Source organism: Martelella radicis (assembly GCF_014196625.1).
GTDB classification, from domain to species: domain Bacteria; phylum Pseudomonadota; class Alphaproteobacteria; order Rhizobiales; family Rhizobiaceae; genus Martelella; species Martelella radicis.
Genome location: NZ_JACIDZ010000011.1, coordinates 95,115 through 117,688, shown reverse-complemented (window position 1 = coordinate 117,688; position 22,574 = coordinate 95,115). Strand labels below are relative to the sequence as shown.

The window sequence follows — 22,574 nt, the reverse complement described above, 5'->3', positions numbered from 1 at the left end:
AAGATGCCCGCGCGGCGTGAACACCGCGCGGGCCGTTGTTTTCGACAGACCAATCAGTTGGAAAGGCGCTGGGCTTCCTGACGGGTGCGCTCGGCAAAGTCGGACAGCGCTTCCTCGGCGCTGCGCTGACCGAGTGCGATCGACTGCCAGACATCATATTCGTTGGCGCGCATCCAGGTGACGACGACCGGGCGCGGACGGCCACGGGCAAAATCGAGCTGGTTGATGGCGACATCGATGCCTTCGGCATTGGCGAGCGCTTCGGCGGCACGCGGCTGTTCTGCCGTATGACGGTTGATCGGCATGTAGCCGGTTCCGGCAAACCAGATGGCGTTCGATTCCGGCGAGGCGGCAAAAGAGATGAACTTGTAGGCGGCGTCCTTCACTTCCGGCTCGGCCGAGGAGAGAATTCCGATACCGGCGCCGCCGATCGGAACCGCGCAGGTCTTGTTGCAGGGCATCGGACGGACCAGAAGATCATCGCCGAGCGCTTCCTTGGCATCGCCGTAATTGCCCGTCGAGTTCATCATCATGCCGGCATTGCCCGACATGAAGAACTGCTTGTCCTTCTTCTCGTCGGTCACGCCATCCGGCGAGGCAACCTTGTAGTCGTTGACCAGCGAAGCCATCCATTCATAGGCATCGACCGTGTTCGGCGCGTCGATCAGGATTTCGCCGGTCTTGGAATCGATCAGATCGCTGTCATTCGACATGATCAGGCCCCAGCGGGCGAACTGGCCCGGCGCCGTCATACCCATGATACCTTCGTCACCCAGACTATCGGTGATCTGCTGCGCGGCAGCCAGGATATCGTCATAGGTCTCGAGCTTCGGCTCTTCCTCAAAACCGGCAGCGTCGAAAACGGCCTTGTTGAGATAGAGAACCGGCGTCGAGGAATTAAACGGCACGATATAGTTCTTGCCCTCATAGACGCCGACCTCGCGGGCGAAATCGAACAGGTTGTCGGCAAGCGGATCATTGGCGAGACGATCGGAGAGATCATCGAGCACGCCGCGGTCGGCAAAAAGACCATAGCGGGTGACTTCCATGATCACCGCATCGGGCGCGCGACGCGCGGGGATGGCGGCCTGCAGCTTGGCGACGATGTCGTTGTAGTTGCCGATGAACTGGGAATCGATGGTGATGCCGGGATTGGCGGCTTCGAAATTGTCGATGATTTCTGCCAATGCTGCGCCATTGGCGCTGGTGTCGGAGAAGCTGTGCCAGAATTCAACCGTGGTGTCGGCGGCAAAGGCGGCTGACGCGGAAAGCGCGACGGAGCCGGCCAGAAGATAGGCGGAGAGTTTCATCATTCGAAAAATCCTTGTCGCAACGAAAATTGCAATGTGATGGCTATTTGCAATTACGCTCGCAACGCGACAATTCGTTAAACGGAAGATGAAGAATTCATAACAGGCGGCAACAGCGCCAGGCGCACAAAATCACGCCCCGGCCGCCTTGAAAGGCGCGGTTTTCTGGGCTTCAGGCAGCTTCGCAAACCGCTCAGAGCGGGCCGCCGCGCTCCTGCACGAGCTTGCGCAGGCGGCGGAAGACTGCCGGGCTCTGGCGCAGCCCGTCATGCTCGTATTCATTGGTGACCCAGGCCTGGCAATTGCCGAGCCGGCCTGCCGTCTCCAGCGAAAGCCCGGCATCGACATACATGTCGTCGTGGTAGACGGCAGCGGCAACGGGAATGTCATTGGCAAAAAGCCGGGTCGCATCATAAAGCGGCGGATAGTCGGCCCGCGCGGCGAGTGCTTCCGCCGCATCGCGGAACGGACGCAATGAGCGCATTTCCTCGAACATCCACGGATAGACCATCTCGCCGGTCATCATCAGCGGCCGCTGATCGGGATGGAACCTCGGGAATTCCGAACGAATGCGTTCGGCGGCCCAGTTTGTGGGCGCAGCCCCCTGCCCGTAAATGCTCTCCTGCAGAACGGCGTAGAGCGGGTTTGTATCGAATCCCGTTTCAGCCATCAGCGAAAAAAGGAAACTATCGGAAAGCCGCGTCTCATCCGGATCGGCAAAGGCCTCGTCCATCAGCCAGTGCACGCTTTCAAAGCCGGTCGCCCCGCCAAAGGCGATCCCCAGCGTCTGCAGCCGGCGCACGGTCAGCCGGTCGCCGTCCGGCAGGCGGATATCATTGGCCGCGATATGATCGGCAATGCGCGAGAACAGCGCGGCGTCATGCGGATAACGCTTGTGATACTGCCGGTTCTTGGCCGCCACGCGCGGATAGGTGCGGCGATAGACCTCGTCCGCAGAGGCCGAAAGCCCGGAAAGCCCGCCCGTCACATAGCAGGCGGCAAGCCCTTCCGGCGCCTGCGACAGATAGGTGAGCGTGATGAACCCGCCGAAACTCTGGCCGAGCGTCTCCCACTTGCGATCGCCCATGAGGTTCTTGCGCACATGCTCGCAGTCGGCAACGATGCTGTCGGCGCGGAAATGCATCAGATAGTCGGCCGCCGCTTCGCCGCTTTCATAGCGCGACATGGTTTCCGCCTCGATGCGGGCGCTTCGCCCCGTGCCGCGCTGGTCAATCAGGATCACACGGTGGGTCTTCAGCGCTTCGGCAAGCCAGGACGGGCCGCCGCCGACGGGCCTTGGCGATTTGCCGCCGGGCCCGCCCTGCAGAAAGGCAAGCGTCGGCAGGTCATCGCGCCGTTTGACCGGATCGACGATCTCGCGCACGAAAATCTGGATGAAGGCGCCATCGGGCTTCGACCAGTCGAGCGGCACCGGCACCAGCATGTCCCGGATCATCATCCCGGGAATGATATATTGCTTCGGCATCATCGCGCGTCATCCTGGCCAATCGGTTTCAACGGCCTTCCGGCTCTTCCCGAGCCCTATCCGCTTTTGGCGCTTGCGAAAAGGGCAGGCTATCAAAACGCACCGAAAGAAAAAGGCGGACGCCGCAGCGCCCGCCTTCATCAAACCCGAGATTCCGGCCGGCTCACGCCTTGGCGGCAGCCGATTTCGCGATAACGTCCAGCACTTCATGCAGCGCGACGCCCTCGGCAAAGGTCGGCGCCGTGCGCGTGCCGTTCTCAATATCATCGGCAAGGCGAGCATAGATGCCGGCGACATTGCGGGCGCCGGGAAATTCGGGCTTGCCTTTGTAGACAGACGGATCAGGCATCTGGTCGCTCAAAACCTTCTCCTCGCCGCGCGCGCCCTTGACCGTGAGCTGCACCATCTGGGCATGGCCGAGACCGGCGGTGACCTGAATGTCGCCCTCCGTGCCGTTGATCTCCCAGAGGAAATTGGTGCCGCGATTGGTCCCGCCCTTGTAGTGCAGCGAGAAGGCCGCGCCGCTCTTCAGCTTACCCTGCACCATCACCTGGTCGGCGGCCGTCTTCGGTTTTTCGTCGTTGGTGTCGGTGATCTTCACGGTCTCGAAATTGAAGCCGAGCGTCGCATCCAGCGGCCCGAAATCGCCGAGAACGTCTTTCACGGCGGCCAGGGTATGGGCCATCGGAATATCTTCCATCTTGGCGCCGTTTCTGGCGTCGAAGAGATAGTAGAGCGCGGCGCTCGTCTGGTCTGCCCAGTTGCCGCCCGTGCCGATCAGCGAGGTGGAAAGCATCTTGCCGACATAGCCGTCTTCGATGAGCGTCTTCAGATGCAGGATCTCCGGAGCGGCGCGGGCCTGCGTGCCGGCAACGGCGACGACGCCCTTTTCCTCGGCGAGCGCGGCGAGCGTCTTCGCCTCTTCAAGCCCGTTGCCGAGCGGCCATTCGCAATAGACGTGCTTGCCGGCATTGAGCGCCAGCGACACCAGTTCGAAATGGAAGGGCACCTTGACGGTGACGACGACCAGATCAACCTCGGGCGAGGCAACCAAATCAGCCGGCGTATCGAAGGCGTGCTTGAGCCCGAGGGCCTCGGCCGTGCGTTTTCCGCTTTCCGGCGACGAATTGGCAACGCCGACGATCTCGAACCGGTCGCCAAGCGATTTCAGCGCCGGGACATGCGCGGTCGCCGCCCAGTTGCTGTCCGGATTGAGACCGATAAAGCCGACGCGAATGGGTGAGTGAGCCATGGTTTTCCCCTTTTCTTCTTGGCAGGATCAGACGAGGCGGAGGTTCAGGCCGCCGCGAAAAAGGGCGGCTCGAGAGCCGCCCTGAATGGTTGTTTTTGCCGCCCTTATTCCGGCTGGACGGTCGGACGGAACAGGATCTCGTTCACGTCCACATTGGCCGGCTGGGAAACGGCGAAGGATACCATGTCGGCCATGGTGCTGGCCGGGACGGCAATCTGGCTGACGAAATCGCGCACCTGGTCGCCAACGCCGGGCTCGCTGATATGACTGGTCAGTTCGGTATCGACAGCGCCGGGCGAGATCACGGTGACGCGGACATTGTAGTCCTTGACTTCCTGCCGCAGGCCTTCTGACAGCGAACGCACGGCGTGCTTGGTGGCGCAGTAGACCGCCCCGGTCGCCACGGTCTTGTGGCCGTAGACGGAGGAAACGTTGATCACATGGCCCGATTTCTGCTCCTTGAAGATCGGCAGAACGGCCGCGATACCATAGAGCGTACCCTTGATGTTGACGTCTACCATCTGGTTCCACTCGTCAATGCGCAGGCTTTCAAGCGGGGAAAGCGGCATCAGGCCGGCATTGTTGAAGATCACGTCTACACGACCGTATTTGTCCTTGGCCGCATCAGCTAGAGCCTGAACATCCTCAAGTTTCGTGACGTCGGTTGCAACGGCAATTGCCTCACCGCCCTTGTCCGTGATGTCCTTGACGAGCGTGTCGAGGCGGTCCTTGCGTCTTGCACCAAGCGCGAGTTTTGCGCCCTTGGCAGCCAGGTCGCGGGCTGTCGCCTCGCCCATGCCGCTCGAGGCGCCGGTGATGATAATGACTTTGTCTTTGATATTGTCGGTCATGATAGGCTCCTTCGTTGTGCGGGAATGCCCAATCAACCGGCGCCCATGGCAGCCGGAGAGGCAAAGCCGCCTTCGGTGGAATTTTCAGTCGGCAAGCCGGATCTCTACGGACACTTCGTCGTTCTCAGTCAGAACATCGATCGGCCCGTCGAATTCGCCGAGGCGCAGCAGCCCCCGTGAATCGGAAAACGGCTTGGTGAAGATCGCGATATTGCTCCAGGGCACATATTGCGTGATATCGCCCTTCTTCGGCTCGTAGCTCGCCGGTGCGCCAGTGGTATCCAGCTTGCGCGGAAGGTCGGCGACCTTTTCGACGCCGTGATAATCGCTGAGCGTCAACTCAAGCGGCAGAAGGGAGGCGAAATCGCGACCGGCTGGCGTGTCGTCCAGCGTTGCAGTCAGCACATCTTCTCCAGCGATGAACTCGATCCTGATCATTTCGGCTCCTTTCGACGTCTCGGCAAAACCGAAACCGGCGGAAAGGAAGGTCGCGACCGCTGTGGTCAGAACTGCGTGCTTGCCGAACATATGATCTCCCTTTCCTCTCTGGCTCCATAAATGGCGCTCTGAGGGCCAAAGATAATACCCCGTAAGATACAGTCACTCATGAGCACAACTCATCAATTTTGGCTCTTACACCATGATTGACGTCGGCAGGGTCATGAACCGGCCTCATGAGTGTCTTGTGAAGTGCCGGCATTATTCTCCTTTTTCTGCGCCCCACTTCAATGGCAGAGACGGATAACCGTCCTGAACGGGCCCTTATGGCCGCCTCATCAACAAGGAGACGACCTGATATGAAACGTACACTCGCAGCAATCGCCATCGCCCTTGCCGCGCCGGCAGCCTTTGCCCAGTCCATGGAGATCACCCGCGCCGAAGACCGCGGCGGCAGCATCGGCAGTTCGGAAACCTTTACCGGCACCGCCTATGTCGCCCCGGTATTCGGCCCGGACATGGCCAATGTCAGCGCCGGCGAAGTGACCTTCCTGCCCGGCGCGCGTTCGGCCTGGCACACCCATCCCGGCGGACAGAAGCTGGTGGTAACCTCCGGCACGGGCTGGGTGCAGGAACGCGGTCAGGATAAGCTCGTCATGCAGGCCGGCGATGTCATCTGGTGCCCGCCGGGCGTTGAACACTGGCACGGCGCGACCGACACCACTTCCGTGACCCATTACGCTATCCAGGAATCGGTCGACGGTTCGGCCGTCGACTGGGGCGAGAAAGTGACCGACGAAGAGTATAATGGCTGACGCGTTCTACCACGCCGCGGCAGAGGAAAAGGCAAGACGCCGCTCCGACGGCCAATCGGCGTAAACGCCTTTTCGCGCTCTGCGCGAACCGCATCCCCGGCAGGCTTCGCCTCCGGGGATGTTCTGCTCTCGCAAGACACAATTTCTCACCCGACCGTCGACGGACAGGTCTGCTTCCTTGCAGCCCTGAATTCAGACGGAGAACACCCCATCCAGCGCTGGAAGGCCCGACTGAAATTCGCATGTTCCTCGTAACCGAGGGCAAGTGCGATCTGCGAGACAGATAAATCGGTCTGCGCCAGTAGCGTCAATGCCCGCTCTCGCCGCGCCACCTCGATGATGTCGCGATAGGTATATCCCGTGGTTCGCAGGCGCCGTTGCAGGCCCTGTACGCCGAAACCGGCGATCTCAGCAGCACCCTCGATATCGGTATCGCCAGCCAGAAGCCGCACCGACACAATCGCCGAGAACGAACGCGCCGGTTCGGGCGCCTCCTTCAACACGAGGTCGTCCACCACGTTTGGAAGGGCAATCGACGCCGGTCCCGCCGCGGCCGCCGCAGGATGCGGTCGGGCGAGATCCTCCGGCGAAAAGGGAAGCGCAACCCCGCCCCGATTGCAGCGCAGACCGGTCTGAAGCGCGTTCTCAATTGCCGCCGCGACGCTATCGCGCGAATAGCCAACCTCGACAAAGTCCGGCCGCCAACCCGAACCGAGATAGATTTGCGCGAATGCCAGCATGGGAAAGATGATATGGTCGGCGTATTGCACGCTTGTTTCGTGACCGAGCGGCGGGACAACCCGCCAGATCCACCGGCCATCTTCCGGTCCCAACGTCATCGTCGTACCGAATAATTGCGATTCGACCGTCGCAGAGGCGCGGAGCAGTGCTTCGCCCAAACGCCCAGCCTGCGCCGCGTATTCGGACCATTGTCCATAGACCTGATAGGACATCTGTTTTCCGACCGACAAACCGAAGCCCCGATCGCCGAGCGCCTTGGCGCTGGTCTCGAAGAGCGCGCTCATCAGGTTCAGCGGTATCGGCATATCCTTGTGTTCGAGGATCTCGAGAGGAAGGCCGGATATCTGAAACGCCCTGATCAGTCCGCGTTCACCGGCCGCCTCTTCGATCATCACCGGTAGCGGCCCGATCCCTCGCAGGCGCGCAAGCGCGACTGAACCTCTTCTTTTCGGCACTGTCATCTCCAAAGTGACGTCAAATGAAAAGCTATCTGCCTCATTTGACGATACTTAAATAGAGCACCAAGGGACGGGTGCGAACCGATTTAAACTGAACAAGCGTCAAATGCTACTCCATCAGCCCGCAGGCGGAACTGACGATACTCATGCCGTGTCTGACATAGCAATTTTAGGCATCAACCTCAACGCGCAGATGACGACAAGACAAGTTCAGACAAGTGGAAGCGGTCCAACGGCCGCTTCGGGGGTCACACCAATTTCGGTCTGCGCGGCAACCTGCCGTCCGACAACGCACTTGACGCATTCGCAACCATTCTAGCGACGCCCGGGCCAAGCCGGAGCGAGATGGAGGGACTACCCATGACACTGAGTTTCAAGCCTGCACGCATGGCAAAGACGGGGGCCGTGATGGCCGCTGCCCTTTGCGCCTCGGCCCTGACGGGGATGAGCGCACTCGCCCAGGACAGCGCTGGCACCACGCCGGCCCAACCCAACATCATGTTCATCATGGCAGACGATGTCGGCTACATGCAGCCGGGCATCTACCACCGCGGCCTGATGGTCGGCGAAACGCCGAATATCGACCGGATCGGCTATGAAGGCGCAATGTTCACCGACTATTACGCCCAGCAGAGCTGCACGGCGGGCCGCACCGCCTTCTTCACCGGCATGAACCCGGTGCGCGCCGGCATGCTGTTGCCGGAGATTCCGGGCTCGGAGTCCTATCTGCGCAAGGGCACCCCCTCGCTTGCCGTCTTCCTGCGCGACCTCGGCTATACGACCGGCGAATTCGGCAAGAACCATCTGGGCGACACGGCGGAATCCCTGCCGACGGCCCATGGTTTCGAGGAATTCTGGGGCTATCTCTACCACCTCGACGCAATGCAGGGCGTCTCCTTCCCCGATATCAATTCCAGCCCGACGGACCAGGCTGTCGCGCCGCCCTGCACCAATACGCCCGTGCCCGGCCTTTCCGATCCGCCCGGCGCGATCGACCCCTCCGAGGGCCTCTGCATGACGCCGCCGCGCCCGGTGATCGCCTGCACATCATCGGACGGCACGGGAGACAACCAGAGCTGCAAGGACGAAGGCCCGCTGACGCTCGAGCGCTCCAAGACGGTTGACGAGGAGATCTCCGCCAAGGTCGTCGACTTCCTCGACCGCAAGGACCCCGACAAGACCGGCAAGCCCTTCTTCGTCTGGTACAACCCGGCGCGCATGCACGTCACCACGGTTCTGTCCGACAAATATCAGGCCATGCTCGGCACCAGAGGCGGCAAGGACTGGGGCGTCAACGAAGCCGCGATGAAGCAGGTCGACGACAATATCGGCGTCGTGCTGCAAAAGCTCGAGGACATGGGCGAGCTCGACAACACCATCGTCGTCTTCACCACCGACAATGGCGCGGAAACCATCACCTTCCCCGATGGCGGCGTCACCCCGTTTGCCGGCGGCAAGCTGACGACCTGGGAAGGCGGCATGCGCGTTCCGCTCGTCGTGCGCTGGCCCGGCCACATCAAGCCCGGCACCGTCAACAACGATATCTTCGCGGCGCTCGACTGGGTGCCGACGTTGGTCGAACTTGCCGGCGGCGCGAAGGGCGACGACCTGAAGAAGCAGATCGAGGCCGGCGAATATCCCGGCATCGTCAAGACAACGATCGACGGCGTCAATCAGGTCGGATCGCTGACCGGCAAGGGCGGTTCGAACCGTGACACCTTCTTCTACTATTCCGGCAAGACGGCTTCCGCGGTTCGCTACAAAAACTGGAAGATGTATTTCGCCATGGTCGACCAGGACCCGACCAAGACCTTCAACGGCGTCGAGAACTATAGCTGGACGCAGGTGGTCAACATCAAGCGCGACCCCTTCGAACAGTCGATCGGCACGTTCTCCAAGACGTTCAACGGCGTTGGCGGCGCGCTCGGCGCTCCGGCGACGGCCTATGCCTATGACTGGAACATGCTGCCCATCGGCCAGGCGCTGTGGATGAAGGAACTGGAGACCTACAAGGAGTTCCCGCCGCTGCAACAGCCGGCCGCCTACAACCTTGATGCGGTCATGGAGCAGGTGAAGAACTCGAACGCCGCGCGCGACTAGTTCCGAAGTCGAAATTTCGAGAGAAGGCGGCCCCGGGGTCGCCTTTTCCGTTCAGCGGATAACTGAGGAAACATGCAATGAAAATGAGCAGGAATTTCCGGGTCGCGCTGGTCGCGCCCGTCCTGGCATTCGCGATGGTGGCATTCGCCGAGGCCCAGGAAAAAGACCCGCTTCCCTCCTGGAACGCGGGCGACACCAAGCAGACCATTCTCGACTTCGTGGCACGCGCCACGGATGAGACCGGCCCCAATTATGTCGCGCCGGCGGACCGGATCGCCGTCTTCGACAATGACGGCACGCTGTGGACCGAGCATCCCATGTATACCCAGCTTGCCTTCGCGCTCGACCGCGTCAAGGCGTTGGCGCCGCAGCATCCGGAATGGAAGACGACCGAGCCGTTCAAGTCCGTGCTCGCCGGCGACATGAAGGGGCTGGCGAAGAGCGGCGAGAAAGGTGTGGCCCAGTTGGTCATGGCGACCCATACCGGCATGAGCACGGCGGAATTCGAGACAATCGTCGCCGACTGGTTCAAGACGGCCAAACACCCGCGCTTCGACCGCCCCTATACCGAGCTCGCCTACCAGCCGATGCTGGAAGTGCTCGACTACTTTCGCGACAATGAGTTCAAGACCTATATCGTCTCCGGCGGCGGCATCGAGTTCATGCGCGTCATCACCGAGGATGTCTACGGCATTCCCCCCGAGCAGGTCGTCGGCTCTTCGGTCAAGACCAAGTTCGAGATCATCGACGGCAAACCGCAACTCACCAGGCTCGCCGAAGTCGCTTTCGACGATGACAAGGACGGCAAACCCGTCGGCATCAACGCCTTCATCGGCAAACGGCCCGTTGCCGCCTTCGGCAATTCCGACGGCGACCGCCAGATGCTGGAATGGACCGCTGCCGGCGATGCCGCAACCTTGATGATGCTGGTCCATCACGATGACGGAACTCGCGAATATGCCTATGGGCCTGCAGGCGGACTGCCCGATTCCCCCTTTGGTCACATGTCGCAGTCCACCCTCGACGAGGCGGATGCCAGCGACTGGACCGTGATCAGCATGAAAAATGACTGGTCAGCGATCTTCCCGGAAGCGGCGAAGTAACCCACCTCGGTCGCGGCGCGAATGCCGCGACCCTTTTTCGCCTCCCGCCTTTTCCAACGAGCAACTGCAGCACGGTGAGCGGCCTGGCGCCGGTAAGTTTATCAACCGGCTTGAGCCTGCATCATTCCTCGACCCAATGCGGACATCACGTAGCCCAGGCGCCGCAGCCCGCGTGCCCATGTTGCCGACGCCTACCCGCCGCTTGCAGCAGTCACACCTCGAGGCCGCACGATTTGCCCCAGGACCTTCATTCGGCATCACGACGGAAGCAATCTAGATTGCAAGGACACATTGTGACGCAGGCCTGACTTGGGATGTGCAAGATGCGCAGGTCAACCGCTAATCTTGCTCGCAAGCGCCGGGCCAAAGACCGTAAGCGGCAAGCTGCTCGCATCTGACTGCGAAATGCTCTTAAGTCGCGATAGCAGCGGTCATGCGAAAGCTCGTCGTAATCGCAAATGCATTGCTCCGCGATAATCGGAAATGGGTCAGGAAACGGGCTTGAGCAACACGGATACTCTAGGCATTGCCGGAAACGCCCGAGCCTCTTTCGCTACTGTCCAGCCCGAAAAGCGAGGAAACCGCGGCGTTGAAGCGATCGTAGCTGAAATCCGCTGCGCGTGCATGAGCCGCTCGGCTCAATTGCCTCAACCCATCCTCCGGCGTTTCATCCAGCACGCGTCTGGTCTGATCGACCAGACCTTCGATATCATCATAGAAGAATCCGTTGACACCTTCAGTGATGATCTCTGTCGGCCCGCCCGCACGGAGCGCAATCGGGATGGCTCCGCCCGACATAGCCTCGACAATGCTGATGCCAAAGTGCTCCGCCTTTTCCGGCTCAGCTTCCAGGTCACGGCCAAGACCGGTGGCGTGCCAATAGATTAGGCTGTCGCCATAGAGGGTCTCGAGTTCGCTCACCGAGCAGTTGACATGAAAGTATACCGGCAGATCGGATGCAGATTGTCTGATCGCGGCCAGGAAGTCGATATCGGTCGCCTCAGGGAACGAGGAACCTGCCAGGTGCAGCTCGACGTCCTCGACGCCGCTTTCAATGAGCGCGCGAAAAGCCTCGACCTGGAGATCCTGCCGCTTGGAATGACCGCCGACGATGAAACGACCGACGGATAATATGGACCGTTTGCGTGGCGTCCTCGGCGCCACCGGCGGCACCGGCGGATTGACAATGCGCGTCGGGATGGAGGCCATGCCGGCTTCCGCCAGGCGCCTCTCGTAGAACCCTTGCGTGAAGGCCGAGTTTACCATGACCTCCTGGTAACTCCGCAGCATGGCCTCGTCACTTTCTTGCTCCTCCTTCAGGAGGAAAGGAAACTGGCAATGATAGACCGTCTTGCGTCCGCGACCGGCAATCGGAGGCAGAACCGCATTCCCCATCGTCAACATCAGGTCCGGCTCAGGATCCTGTTCGAATTCCTGGAGCGTCTTGAACCGCAACATGCCGAGATCAAGATCGAGGGCGCAGCCAATCTGTTGAAGCCGCAGGTTCGAATAGCGATAAGGCGTTACAACTTCGACACGATGTGTGCGCGCCAACTGGCGTGCCGCGCTCAGAACATAGCGCTCTCCACCGCCGGGCGTCACGGCATAGGGCGTGTAGACGACGGCAGTGGGCCGCTGGCAGTTCTCGCCGGGCGGCGAAGACCACCTGGTTGGGACAATACTTTCGACAGAGAATTCTGGCGTCTTGTCGCCATCCGGTTTCAGGAAACTGGCCCAGCGCGACACAAATTTGTCGCGGTTGGCGTCACCCAGTGCCTTTCGCCTGGCCTCGGCCTTGGTATTTCCGTTTGCGGCCGCCCCTTCGATATGGATGACGCGACTTGCGGGACAATAGCCAACCGGATGCCCCAATGCCTTGAGTTTGAAGCACAAATCGGAGTCTTCATAGTAGGCGGGCTCAAATGTGAGATCGAACCCGCCAACCTTCACGAACAGAGCGCGATCGATCAGCAGAGCAGCGGCCGATATGTAGTCGACATAACGCTCCATGAGGATGTCCGGCGTCGGGTGGGCCAACCCGCGGCCATATCGGACCGGATAGCCGCCTTCGTCGATCATGCCGCCGGCCTCCTGAACACGGCCGTCAGGCCAGAGAAACATGGGCCCAGCCGCGCCAAGGGCGGGATTTTCAGCCATCATATTCATCAGCGCCGCAAGCCATTTGTCCTGCGGAAAGGCATCATTATTGAGCAGGACGACGTATTTTCCGCGCGCCGCCTCGGCAGCGATGTTGTTGGCTTCGCCGAAGAACCGGTTTCTTCCGATCGGAATGAAGGTCACACCCGGGATTGGTCTTGAAAAGCGGACAATGTCGTCCTCGTCCGAACCATTGTCGACGATGATGACCTCATAGGTGTGCCCCTCGGTATGCATCCAGATCTGCCGTATGCATTCGAGCGTCAGTGGCGCGGCATTCCAGTTCACGATCAAGATCGACACTTCCGGCGCATCGACCGTGCACCAGCGCGACGCCAGGTTCAACACTTCGGTTTTGTTGCACGTCTCGGCGCCCGGAAACTCCGGAAGAAACCGTCCGGGAATAATGGAAATCGGCTTTTCGCGCGCCGCCTCAAGGCCTTCGGCTTCAAGACGCTTTGCCGCCTCGGACCAACTGGGGCGGACAAAGCCGGACCTGATTTTCGCTTCACCCGCGGCAACGGCATCACGGTCCTGAATGGCCGTGCGGAACAGCGCTTCAGCCTGCTGAAGATCGTCAACATCGAAATACCAGGCCAGATCCCCTGCCTGCTCTTCGATCACCGGAAGCCTGGATGCCAGGCACAGCTTGCCTTGACGCAGGCTTTCGGCAACCGGCAAACCATAGCCCTCGCTGGTCGAGGGGAAGGCGGTAAACCTGCAGGCGGCAGTCAGCGAGGCTATGTCGGCGTCGCCAAGCCCGGGCAGAACCAGCAATTTGCCTGATCGCATCAGATCGCTGAAGATCGAATGCTTGCTGCCTAGTCCCAGATCGTCGCGTCCGGCCAGCACCAGTTGTGGAACATCGAGGCCGCTCCTGATCAGGTTTCGCCATAGCCGGCAGAGCATGGTCTGATTCTTGCGTGGGTCGATCGTTCCCACGCTCAAGACGAAATCATCGGCATCAAGCGTTGGGAAACACGCCTTCAGTCCCTCGGCGTCTTGAAGCTCGTCCTCGCTCCAGGGCTTCGACCCGAAGGAGATCTTGACGACCTCAGCCGCCACTTCGATCCCTTCCAGCGTCGCCCAACGCAGGATCTGGTCTCGAACGACGTTCGTCGACACGTAAAGCCTGTCAGCTGTCTGAAGAGAAACGGCCAGCCATTCTGCGAAATTTACGGCTTCCGCCTCCTCCACATGGTCGCCTCCCTCAAGCGGGATGATGTCATGGACCAGAATGGAAAAACCGATACCCTTCGAAGAAAGGTGGCGGAAAAGGGAGGTGAATTTGGGCGTCCAGACCAAACCCGTGAAGAAAACATGATCGCCCCTTGCCGGAGCGCCGCCGCCACTGAATGTCCCCAGGCCTATGCCGTAGCGCTCATCCAGCCGGTCGAGCACACCACTGCGCAATTCCGCGCTGCTCATGCCGACAATATCGAGGTCGGATTGGCCGGTGCGGCATGGCCGGATCGATGCCGTCGCCTCCTGCAGAAACGCATCGAACAGCTCAATCGACACACGCCCGACGCCGGTGAAACGCTCATGCACTTCAAGCCAATCGACCGTGTCGCCGAGATAGAACCAGAGGTCCGGAGAATCCTTGACCGGTCGAGCGGAATGCGGCTTTCTTGCGGGCGGAACCGGCATGGCGAAGCGCGGCAAAAGCGCAAACGCCAATGCGTCCAGACGCTTGCGCCGATACTTCCGACGCTTCCTGGCGCTGAAAGGATGTCGCAACAACGCCGTATATCTGATCTTTCTTCGTTCTTCGCGCTCGCTGAAACCGGGGCCGAGATCAGAAGTGACGGCCGCGGGCGTGCCTGCAGCATCGGCCAGCTTGCCTAATTTGCGATTGCGGTAATGCTTCCGCTTCTCGCTTGAAAATGGGTGATGATAAAAAGACTTCAAGCGAAGAGAACGTTTTGTTTTCTTTTGCTCAGAAACCGTGAGCTGCACCATCTTCTCATCATCCATTTATGTCTGCCCCGAACTGACAGACCGTACTTCTTAGAAATGCTCAGAGATGCCAAGGACCTACCGCATGAATACCGCAGCCCTTCGGCGCATCCGCCCCTGCTGCCATTGGCACCGCGGGGCGAGCGCCTTCAAGTTCGAACGCCACTCTCCCCTCGGATGCGGTAAGTCATTGTTGCCTCCAAATAGTTGAAAGCACTGATGTTTAGTGTCCTTCGCCGGCAAGCACCAAACACCCCAACCTTAACTTCAAAGTGCAGATATCCACCACGGGCAGACCGATTTCGCAGGTTGCTGGCTAACTACACCTTTTTCCATTTCGGGCCAAGACCCACCTCCCCGAATTCGGCCCGGATCAAGCCACCACGTCTAGTGCAACACACAAATTGGTGAGGCGAGCCTGGCTAATAAGCCGTCACTTCCCAAAAGCATCCTGTCACTCGGAAGGCGACTGGTGCGCGTTCCTCGATCGTCGGGCACTCCTGCATTTTGAGGGCCTATCTGGTCATCAGTGGTTTCAGGCGCTTTATCTGAGCCTCAACCATCAGACGGACCATCTCTTGAAAGCTGACTGTTGGCCTCCAGCCAAGATCGTTCTCGGCCTTGGAGGCATCAGCCAGCACATGCGCGGTTTCCAGGGGGCGAACGAGCTCTGGATCACTGAATACGCTTTCTCGCCAATCACAGTCGACGCATTCATAGGCGTAGCCACATAGATCTTCCAGCGTATGCAACCTTCCAGTCCCAATTACGAAATCGGCAGGTTCCGGTTGCTGCAAAATCATCCACATTGCGCGAACAAAATCCGGAGCATAGCCCCAATCACGCGCTACCTGCAGGTTTCCCAGCGCAAGCCGTCCCTGCTCCACGATAGGACGCCCGCGTTCGTTTCTGTCGGGTGAATCCGTAACCCCAAGAGCCGCGCAGGCAGCGCCGTAGGCGACCTTTTGCGTCAGAAAGTGCAGTGGCCTTCGCTCGCTTTCATGATTGAAGAGAATTCCGCACGCAATGTAGAGACCATAACTTGACCGGTAGATCGATGCCATGTTGTGCGCATAAACCTTCGTTGCGGCATAAGGGTTTACCGGGCTAAACGCCGTATCCTCATCTTGAGGCGCTTTTGATGGCCGCCCGAACATTTCAGATGAAGAGGCGTGGTAGATCCTCGCCGTAGGCCGGTTGTGTCTGACAGCCTCGAATAGTCGTACTGCAGCCAATCCATTTACTTGCAAGGTTTCTGCAGCACGCGACCATGACTCACCTGGGCGCGACTGCGAAGCGAGATTGTAAATTTCGTCAGGCATCGAATCACAAATGGCGTTGGAAACATCAAGGCCTTCGGCAATGTCGCCGAGAAGCATTTTGATTTTCCCTGCCAGATGGGTAGCACAATTCGCCCGATACCAGCTTTCCGGACGGGCAAAGCCATAAACTTCATACCCTTTGTCGAGCAACAACTCCGCGAGGTATGATCCGTCCTGCCCCGTGATGCCCGTAATGAGAGCTCGCTTCATCCTTAGCCCTTTGATGTCTCAATCCATTCCCCTGGCGGGTTTTAGGTTCTGGGCGGAATTGAATTTCCGTGCAAAACCAACTGACGCACTAAGGATCGACCGCCCCATGTCGCACCAATCCAACTTTTCTGAGGTCGAAACGACCCTCACTATTGCAAATATCGGCCGAAGTCGGCCTTTGGCTGGCCGCTGGAAACTCGATACCCTTCCGCTACAGACTAACGTCAATGTCGGCCTGAATCCGCCGAAGCCTGCTCCACTCCTCCATGAAATTGACAATTTCGGGCGATGCACGCTCGTCAGCCGCCTTGAAGACAAGCCTGCGCAGTTCCTCAGCCATAGGCTCCCAGGTAAAGCGCCCGGCGCGCTCAAGGCCGCGCTCGCGCAATTCGTCTCGTTTTGCGGGATTACGAACCAGCTTGAGGGCATTCATCAACTCGCCAGGGTCCTTGCCCGAAATTAGAACCGCGGCATCACCAGCCACCTCCTTCAGAGAACCGTGAGGGGTGGTAATTACTGGACAGCCGCAGGACATGGCTTCGACCACCGGCAATCCAAAACCTTCATACAAGGAGGGATAGACCAACGCACGAGCTCCAGAATAAGCGCACGCCAGCTCGTCATCCGTCAAATCGACGCGTTTGACCGTGATGTTATCCGGCAGACCTTCGGTAAAGTGCGCCTGAATTTCGGGCTCACCGCCAACACACAATACTTCGAACTCTGGCCGGTTCGGCCGATCGAACACGTCGCGAAGCTGATCTTGCTTCTTCAGCGACTCAAAAAGGAGGCCAGCGTTCTTGTAGCCGGTATGCTGCTCGCGCGAGCCGACAAGAATGCAGTAATCCTCCGCAACTTTGTATTCCTTCCGAAATGCCGAAACTTCTTGTTCTTCACGCGGGCGAAATGCTTTGGAATCAAGTCCGCAATAGGCAGTAACAACACGATCCGGGTCAAAATCCGGATAAATATCCAACAAATCTTTTCGTGTGTTCTCAGAAATACACAAACAATACTGAGCAAAGCTTATCGCCAGATTCTTTTCCTGCCAAGCGCGCAACTTCAGGTCGAAGCCAAAAAGCTCGGGGATCATGTCATAGACAATCAGGACTGAAGGTATTTGGGTGGGTGTCGTATAATAGGTCGACAAGAACACATCAGCACCGCAATCCTTGGCGAAAACATCAATCAAAAGGGAGTCCGCAGCGGTACTCGTAAAGGTGTAGGAAGGAAAGTCGATATATTCGACACCCGCAAAACGCGGGCTTCGCCCACGGTCTAGCACCGTTATTTCGACGCCGGGAAACGCCGCGAGGCGCGGGAGAAGCGAGCGCCAGACGCGAGCAATTCCCGAGTTCGATAGCTGAAAGAAAACACCATCAACCAAAAGTCTCATATAAACTCCATTGCGTCTTCTCAGTCAGATCAGGCCGTCTGCGCAACTTGCCGCACTTCGGGCCAACCAGCCCGCGCCTCGGCGGCAAAGGACCGAAGTCTCTGCTGAACCATATCATAGTCAGAAACCTCCGTGCCGGGAGCTTCGGCCAACCCGAGATCATGCGCGAATTCGGCACGCGACTTCTCGAAGTCGCGCGACATCAGCTCTTCGGCATGCGCCCGCCACGCACGGCGGGCCTCGTGGATGCCTGGCGTATCGGCCTCCGTCGAAATTCCATCGGGGTTTTGATAATAGGCAACGTGCGGTGTGTTTGTTTTGAGGAAAGACTTCCCGCCTTTCAGGCAGCGCAGCCAAAATTCATAGTCACCGGCAGACCGATAGCTCGGATCGAAATAGCCAATCTCCTCATGGAGCTGCTTTCGCCACATGGGAGCGTTATGGGGAGAATTGAACTCCAACATGTTGTTGACGGTCACGATCGGCAGATTGCTCTTGAAGCCACATTTGCTAATCGTCTCGAAATCGAACGTGAAGTCCAAACTGTAGTAAATATCCTGGTAAACGACATCGGCAAACGCGTGCCTGTCCAATGCAGCGGCCTGAATCTCAAACGAATCGCAGCGACGCAGATCATCGAGATTCGTATTGGTGAGATACTTTCCCCGTGCGATCTGAGCCGCGTAGTTCCAAGCATCATAGATCCCTATTCGGTAGTCGAAACGCTTATAAACGATATTCGGGTAGACCTTCATGTAACGCGAAATCAACTCCTTCTCGCCATCCGGCGAGCAGGCATCGACAATAATCAGCTCCGACTGGTCAAACATGGACTGCGAGACGATGTTTTCGAGAAATGTCTCAAGGTACTTCCCGCCTTTGTACATGCTGGCAATCGCTGATACGCGAAACTCGCCCGTGTGACGGAATTTTCGCTGCTCGAGTTCCTGGAGCCGAGCATGAGGCGGTGATGCCATCGCTGCGGGGTCAAGGCTGGCAACCTTGGCGTCCCAGGATTCCCGTGTGAGGAACTCATTGGTGCCCATTATCCAGCACTTATCCATCTCCAGACGAAAGTTTTTCTGTGCTTCGCGGCGGATAATCTGCTCGGAGACAAGCTGCTGCACAACCGGCATGCGGTTCAACGGGTCTTCGCCGAGCCTTTGTTTGAAGTGTTCGAAATCCCGGGGCCGAGCCACCGTACTTTCAAAGAGCAGATAACCGATCTCGCGAATGAATGCGCCATCCGAGATACCGGCCTTTTCGTTTCCGGGTGAGAAGAACTGCTGCTTCTGCTCTGCCTCAGGGCTTGAGGAGAGGATATCGGCCAACGTGGAAACGGACATCCCACGCTCGATTGCCGCTCGATAGCCTTGCTTGCCAGCTTCGTCGGGCTCTCGATGCAGGTAGAGGCGGTATGACAGGGCAATCACTGTATCGATGTCATCAACGGCCCAGTCCAGGTTTGCTCTCCTGCGCCTGCCCTTTCGCTTCTGTCTGGCTTCTTCGCTGTCGGAGATGCTCTTGATAAAGGATATAAGCGACATTCCACCCAGAAGGGCCGTCCTGTAAGCCTCTAGCCCTTCAGGGTCCGGGCTGCGGTTCAGATACTTTCGAAACATATAGTCAACGACTTGGGTTACATTTTCCGAAAGTTCTTTTTTCTTACCCATCATGCCGACGACCTCAGCCTTGCCTGATTAATGTCTCAACTGCCACGCATCGCGCTTCTGCCCGATTCTAGTCCAATGAATGCAGTGATAGGGATTTCGCTACGAACGTCAATCACGAGAACTAGCAAAACTCCAAATTGCCCTTGCCGTCTGAATCAGGCGTTCACTTTAGCTTTCCCTGATATATTTACATACGTTGCGGAGAAGGACGAAAACTTTATGATCACACCCGGGCAGAGTTGCGCAAACTCGCGCTCATCAGGCAGGAGGCAAGACGAATGATCTCTTACGCTCAAAACTTCGAAGATGTGATGCTCGCACGTCTATTCCCCCAGAACCACCGGGGCGTTTATCTGGACATCGGAGCGGCCGATCCCGTGTATCTCTCCGTCACCAAGCACTTCTACGACAAGGGATGGCGCGGCGTGAACGTTGAACCCTTACCGCGCTGTCAACGTCGGCTTTCGGCCCTGCGCCCGGAAGACATCAACGTTCAGGCAGTCGTCGGCAACGCCAACGGTTCGTGCCGGTTCTACGAAATCGCCGACTATCCCGAAAACTCGACAGCGCTGGAAAGCCTTGCGCGCCATCTCGAAGAACAGGGGCACACCATCAAGACCCATGATGTTCCCTTCATGCGCCTTGACGAAATCTGCGAACGCTTTCTTGACGGACAGGATATCGATTTCATGAAGATCGATGTCGAAGGCGGTGAAACGGAACTGCTCATGAGCGGTGATTGGAACCGGTATCGACCACGGGCGATCGTCATGGAAGCGGTCGAGGTCAACGGTACAAAACAGGTCAGCGATGAATGGGAGCATATCCTGACCGACAACGGCTACAATAGGGTCTGGTTTGACGGGCTGAATAATTTTTACCTTCGAAATGAAGACATTGAGCTGAAAAAGCACTTTGTCCTGCCACCGGGGGCTTTCGACCAGATAGAGACAGCCCGTTACGTCAGGAAAGAATCGATGGGTGACGTCTTCTTTGACGATGAAGCCAACATCATCCAGCAAGTTCTGGACGAGCGCGACACCATTGAAGCCGACAGGCAGGCAAAGCAGGCCGTTATCGACAGGCTCACCAGAGAACGAGACGATATCGATGCCGACAGGCAAGCGAAGCAGGCTGTCATCGACAGGCTCACCAGAGATCGAGACGATATCGATGCCGACAGGCAAGCGAAGCAGGCTGTCATCGACAGACTAGTATCGGAACGCGACGCGATCGACGCTGATCGGCATGCCAAGCAACACGTCATCGACAGGTTGCTTCAGGAACAACAATACAGCGCTGGGGAATAGTCACATGGCTCTTCCGTCGGTTATCCTGCCTGTTCGCAGACCTCACGGACAAACAGTGTGGGCGGATCGGTCGCATCAATGCGGTATTCGCGCCAACGACTATCCTGTCGCAGCAAACCCATGATCTGATCGCTAAACTCAACACCTGGCAGATGTTGGTTGACGGCTTCGCGCATCCCGGCTTCATTTGGGAGCAGGACAAAATTGGCTTTCTCGATCTCCTGCATCATTGGCTCCAACTCCCGCATAATAAACAACTGATCAATGGCGAGGCGCAGGTGATCCTGCTTCGCCACCTCCAATGCGACGGCTTGAGCCGTTACAGGATAAGAGCCCACTGTGGCGTAGCGATAGAAGGGGCCGCTGCAAATAGGTGCAACAGAGGTCCCCTGAACCACCAGATCCGAGATTTGTTCAAGCATCGGCCAGGTGTCTTTGCGATAGACGCCCTGTTGATAGGTGTGTGCGGGCTCAAGAAACACAACCGCCAACAGGGTGACAGCGCCCGCGAGCCCGAAAGCCCGGCGAGGAATCGTCGCAAGCAACCTGCTAAGGGCCAACACCGCGCTTATGACAAGCGGAAAGAAAAAGAAGCTACCCTGATAAACCGTCTTCTCCGCCGAATTGGCGATCCCGATAAAGATCAACAAACTCCAAGCATAATAAGCGAAGGAACGAAGATCGCCTCTCTTTGTCGCCAGTGAGACGGCGACATCGAAAAGAACCAAAGCGACCGCGATATAAAAGAGGTTACCCAGCCCTATCGAACCGCCCTGACCCATTGCGTAGTAATTGAGATGGAACCACCTGTCTCCGGGCGTAAACCAAACATCTCTGTTTGAAATCAAAGCCTGGTAGATATAGGCATACGTCTGACTTCCCCAAATATACGTGACCGGTACAAGAATGACGAGCGTTGTCGCCACAGTGATGGCAGCGCGAGAGATGGCTTGTGATCTAAACTCGCGCTGAAGGACAGCGCCGGCGACAAGCGCAAGACCAAGCATCGGAACAGTGATCACAACGGCGCTAAGTTTGATGATCAGCGAAAACGCGCAGAGAAGACCGACTAGCGCCGCGGACCGACGGTCGCGCCTCGCCCCGTCCCGGACGAGAAGCACATAACCGGAGTACGCGAAGAAAAGCCCGGCTATCATGTCGGGCCTGAGTTCCGACATGATAGCGCCTGCGGCTGGAACGAACATGGCGGTGATCGCAAGAAATGTCGCCGAGCGGGCGTCAATCCTGTCATGCGCAACGCTGAACATCATCACGGCAAAGGCGGTAAAGCCCCAGAAATTCATGATGTACGGCCCGATATTGCTCGAACCGAAGAGCCAAAAACCGAGAATTACCGTCAAAGTTTCGACCGGCGCATGCGGGGGGTGCTGGACAAAGTTCTCGGCCAGTGACCGAAAAGAGCGCACACCGTCGAACATGAACCGATAGTAGCCATCCAGAAGGTAGCCGTTATCGTCATAGACCGGAGGTGCGGACAAGGCCCCCACATTCAGTGCGAGCGATATGTTCAGCGCTGCAAATACGAGTATCGCGCCCCCCAGCACGATGCCGTATCCAGACTTCGATTGCATAATTTCCCCTTCTTGAGAATTCTACACGACGTATCGGCCATAAAGCGTCCCTCGTCGACGCCAACAGAACTGCATCTAGTAGCCTGCGTCAAACATCTGGCTTCGCTTCATGAATTTATCGGATCGCGATCTCTTTGACGCCGAATGCCAGTTCGCGTTGGTCCGGCCCACCAAGCCTACGAGCGTCAGGCAAATCGAATACGAGTGTATTGAGACCATCAACCAGAAGCTCCTTGTCGAAGCGCCGCTGCTGCTCCACTCGAAGCTGGGGCACAGTTTGCCAGGATGGACTGGCGGCCTTTCTCGTGAAGCACAATCTGCTCCTTCGGTGGGCCTTTCAGGGAAGAGGCCATGACAATACGCCCGCAGTAAGGTCCATCAATCTAACGGAGTGAGATTTA

At 58.3% G+C, this 22,574-nt stretch carries 15 protein-coding genes; 4 read left to right on the top strand and 11 right to left on the bottom strand.

All coding sequences use genetic code 11. The annotated features are described in order from the left end of the window. Positions 1-53: 53 nt before the first annotated feature. The 5 genes from GGR30_RS16080 to GGR30_RS16060 form a co-directional block, all read right to left on the bottom strand. Positions 54-1,313, bottom strand: a complete 1,260-nt coding sequence (locus tag GGR30_RS16080) for an ABC transporter substrate-binding protein (protein ID WP_183488157.1) — start codon at positions 1,311-1,313, stop codon at positions 54-56. Between the two features lie 190 nt (positions 1,314-1,503). Beyond that, complete coding sequence (locus GGR30_RS16075; RefSeq protein ID WP_183488303.1) at positions 1,504-2,796, bottom strand: alpha/beta fold hydrolase; 1,293 nt, start codon at positions 2,794-2,796, stop codon at positions 1,504-1,506. A gap of 163 nt (positions 2,797-2,959) precedes the next feature. Further along, positions 2,960-4,048: a Gfo/Idh/MocA family protein gene (locus tag GGR30_RS16070; protein WP_183488155.1), complete on the bottom strand. Its 1,089-nt coding sequence runs from the start codon at positions 4,046-4,048 to the stop codon at positions 2,960-2,962. 104 nt (positions 4,049-4,152) lie between these two features. After that, positions 4,153-4,899, bottom strand: coding sequence for an SDR family oxidoreductase (locus GGR30_RS16065; RefSeq protein ID WP_183488152.1), 747 nt, complete (start codon positions 4,897-4,899; stop codon positions 4,153-4,155). A gap of 84 nt (positions 4,900-4,983) precedes the next feature. Then, a complete protein-coding gene (locus tag GGR30_RS16060) occupies positions 4,984-5,427 on the bottom strand; it encodes a cyclophilin-like fold protein (RefSeq protein WP_210288078.1) in 444 nt (147 codons plus the stop codon). Positions 5,428-5,696: 269 nt separating this feature from the next. Between GGR30_RS16060 and GGR30_RS16055 the strand changes: the two genes are divergently transcribed. Then, positions 5,697-6,152: a (R)-mandelonitrile lyase gene (locus GGR30_RS16055; RefSeq protein ID WP_183488149.1), complete on the top strand. Its 456-nt coding sequence runs from the start codon at positions 5,697-5,699 to the stop codon at positions 6,150-6,152. Positions 6,153-6,298: 146 nt separating this feature from the next. Here GGR30_RS16055 and GGR30_RS16050 read toward each other — a convergent pair whose 3' ends face one another. Continuing rightward, positions 6,299-7,285 carry an AraC family transcriptional regulator gene (locus tag GGR30_RS16050; RefSeq protein WP_183488147.1) on the bottom strand — a complete coding sequence of 329 codons (987 nt, stop codon included), beginning with the start codon at positions 7,283-7,285 and terminating at the stop codon, positions 6,299-6,301. Between the two features lie 510 nt (positions 7,286-7,795). Here GGR30_RS16050 and GGR30_RS16045 point away from each other — a divergent pair. After that, positions 7,796-9,451 carry an arylsulfatase gene (locus GGR30_RS16045; RefSeq protein ID WP_246413971.1) on the top strand — a complete coding sequence of 552 codons (1,656 nt, stop codon included), beginning with the start codon at positions 7,796-7,798 and terminating at the stop codon, positions 9,449-9,451. Positions 9,452-9,528: 77 nt separating this feature from the next. Next, the gene (locus GGR30_RS16040; RefSeq protein WP_183488145.1) at positions 9,529-10,554 is read left to right on the top strand and encodes a haloacid dehalogenase-like hydrolase; all 1,026 of its coding nucleotides are present in this window, start codon (positions 9,529-9,531) and stop codon (positions 10,552-10,554) included. Between the two features lie 519 nt (positions 10,555-11,073). Here GGR30_RS16040 and GGR30_RS16035 read toward each other — a convergent pair. From GGR30_RS16035 to GGR30_RS16020, 4 genes are all read right to left on the bottom strand, one after another. Next, positions 11,074-14,688: a glycosyltransferase gene (locus tag GGR30_RS16035; RefSeq protein ID WP_183488143.1), complete on the bottom strand. Its 3,615-nt coding sequence runs from the start codon at positions 14,686-14,688 to the stop codon at positions 11,074-11,076. A 497-nt stretch (positions 14,689-15,185) separates the two neighbouring features. After that, complete coding sequence (locus GGR30_RS16030) at positions 15,186-16,202, bottom strand: GDP-mannose 4,6-dehydratase (RefSeq protein ID WP_183488141.1); 1,017 nt, start codon at positions 16,200-16,202, stop codon at positions 15,186-15,188. A gap of 211 nt (positions 16,203-16,413) precedes the next feature. Next, positions 16,414-17,598 (bottom strand): glycosyltransferase family 4 protein, encoded by a 1,185-nt coding sequence (locus GGR30_RS16025; protein WP_183488139.1) that lies wholly within the window; start codon positions 17,596-17,598, stop codon positions 16,414-16,416. 29 nt (positions 17,599-17,627) lie between these two features. Continuing rightward, on the bottom strand, positions 17,628-19,274 hold the full coding sequence (locus GGR30_RS16020) for a glycosyltransferase (protein ID WP_183488137.1): 1,647 nt from the start codon (positions 19,272-19,274) through the stop codon (positions 17,628-17,630). A gap of 275 nt (positions 19,275-19,549) precedes the next feature. Between GGR30_RS16020 and GGR30_RS16015 the strand changes: the two genes are divergently transcribed. After that, complete coding sequence (locus GGR30_RS16015; protein WP_183488135.1) at positions 19,550-20,581, top strand: FkbM family methyltransferase; 1,032 nt, start codon at positions 19,550-19,552, stop codon at positions 20,579-20,581. Positions 20,582-20,601: 20 nt separating this feature from the next. On the opposite strand, the gene GGR30_RS16010 is transcribed toward GGR30_RS16015, so the two are convergent. Beyond that, complete coding sequence (locus GGR30_RS16010; RefSeq protein ID WP_183488133.1) at positions 20,602-22,173, bottom strand: ArnT family glycosyltransferase; 1,572 nt, start codon at positions 22,171-22,173, stop codon at positions 20,602-20,604. Positions 22,174-22,574 lie beyond the last annotated feature (401 nt).

Coding starts and splice junctions, on each gene's coding strand:
- GGR30_RS16070 (WP_183488155.1), bottom strand. CDS start 4,048: ATGGCTCACTCACCCATTCGCGTCGGCTTTATCGGTCTCAATCCGGAC.
- GGR30_RS16055 (WP_183488149.1), top strand. CDS start 5,697: ATGAAACGTACACTCGCAGCAATCGCCATCGCCCTTGCCGCGCCGGCA.
- GGR30_RS16040 (WP_183488145.1), top strand. CDS start 9,529: ATGAAAATGAGCAGGAATTTCCGGGTCGCGCTGGTCGCGCCCGTCCTG.
- GGR30_RS16015 (WP_183488135.1), top strand. CDS start 19,550: ATGATCTCTTACGCTCAAAACTTCGAAGATGTGATGCTCGCACGTCTA.
- GGR30_RS16065 (WP_183488152.1), bottom strand. CDS start 4,899: ATGACCGACAATATCAAAGACAAAGTCATTATCATCACCGGCGCCTCG.
- GGR30_RS16030 (WP_183488141.1), bottom strand. CDS start 16,202: ATGAAGCGAGCTCTCATTACGGGCATCACGGGGCAGGACGGATCATAC.
- GGR30_RS16045 (WP_246413971.1), top strand. CDS start 7,796: ATGAGCGCACTCGCCCAGGACAGCGCTGGCACCACGCCGGCCCAACCC.
- GGR30_RS16025 (WP_183488139.1), bottom strand. CDS start 17,598: ATGAGACTTTTGGTTGATGGTGTTTTCTTTCAGCTATCGAACTCGGGA.
- GGR30_RS16075 (WP_183488303.1), bottom strand. CDS start 2,796: ATGCCGAAGCAATATATCATTCCCGGGATGATGATCCGGGACATGCTG.
- GGR30_RS16020 (WP_183488137.1), bottom strand. CDS start 19,274: ATGATGGGTAAGAAAAAAGAACTTTCGGAAAATGTAACCCAAGTCGTT.
- GGR30_RS16080 (WP_183488157.1), bottom strand. CDS start 1,313: ATGATGAAACTCTCCGCCTATCTTCTGGCCGGCTCCGTCGCGCTTTCC.
- GGR30_RS16035 (WP_183488143.1), bottom strand. CDS start 14,688: ATGGATGATGAGAAGATGGTGCAGCTCACGGTTTCTGAGCAAAAGAAA.
- GGR30_RS16050 (WP_183488147.1), bottom strand. CDS start 7,285: ATGATCGAAGAGGCGGCCGGTGAACGCGGACTGATCAGGGCGTTTCAG.
- GGR30_RS16060 (WP_210288078.1), bottom strand. CDS start 5,427: ATGTTCGGCAAGCACGCAGTTCTGACCACAGCGGTCGCGACCTTCCTT.
- GGR30_RS16010 (WP_183488133.1), bottom strand. CDS start 22,173: ATGCAATCGAAGTCTGGATACGGCATCGTGCTGGGGGGCGCGATACTC.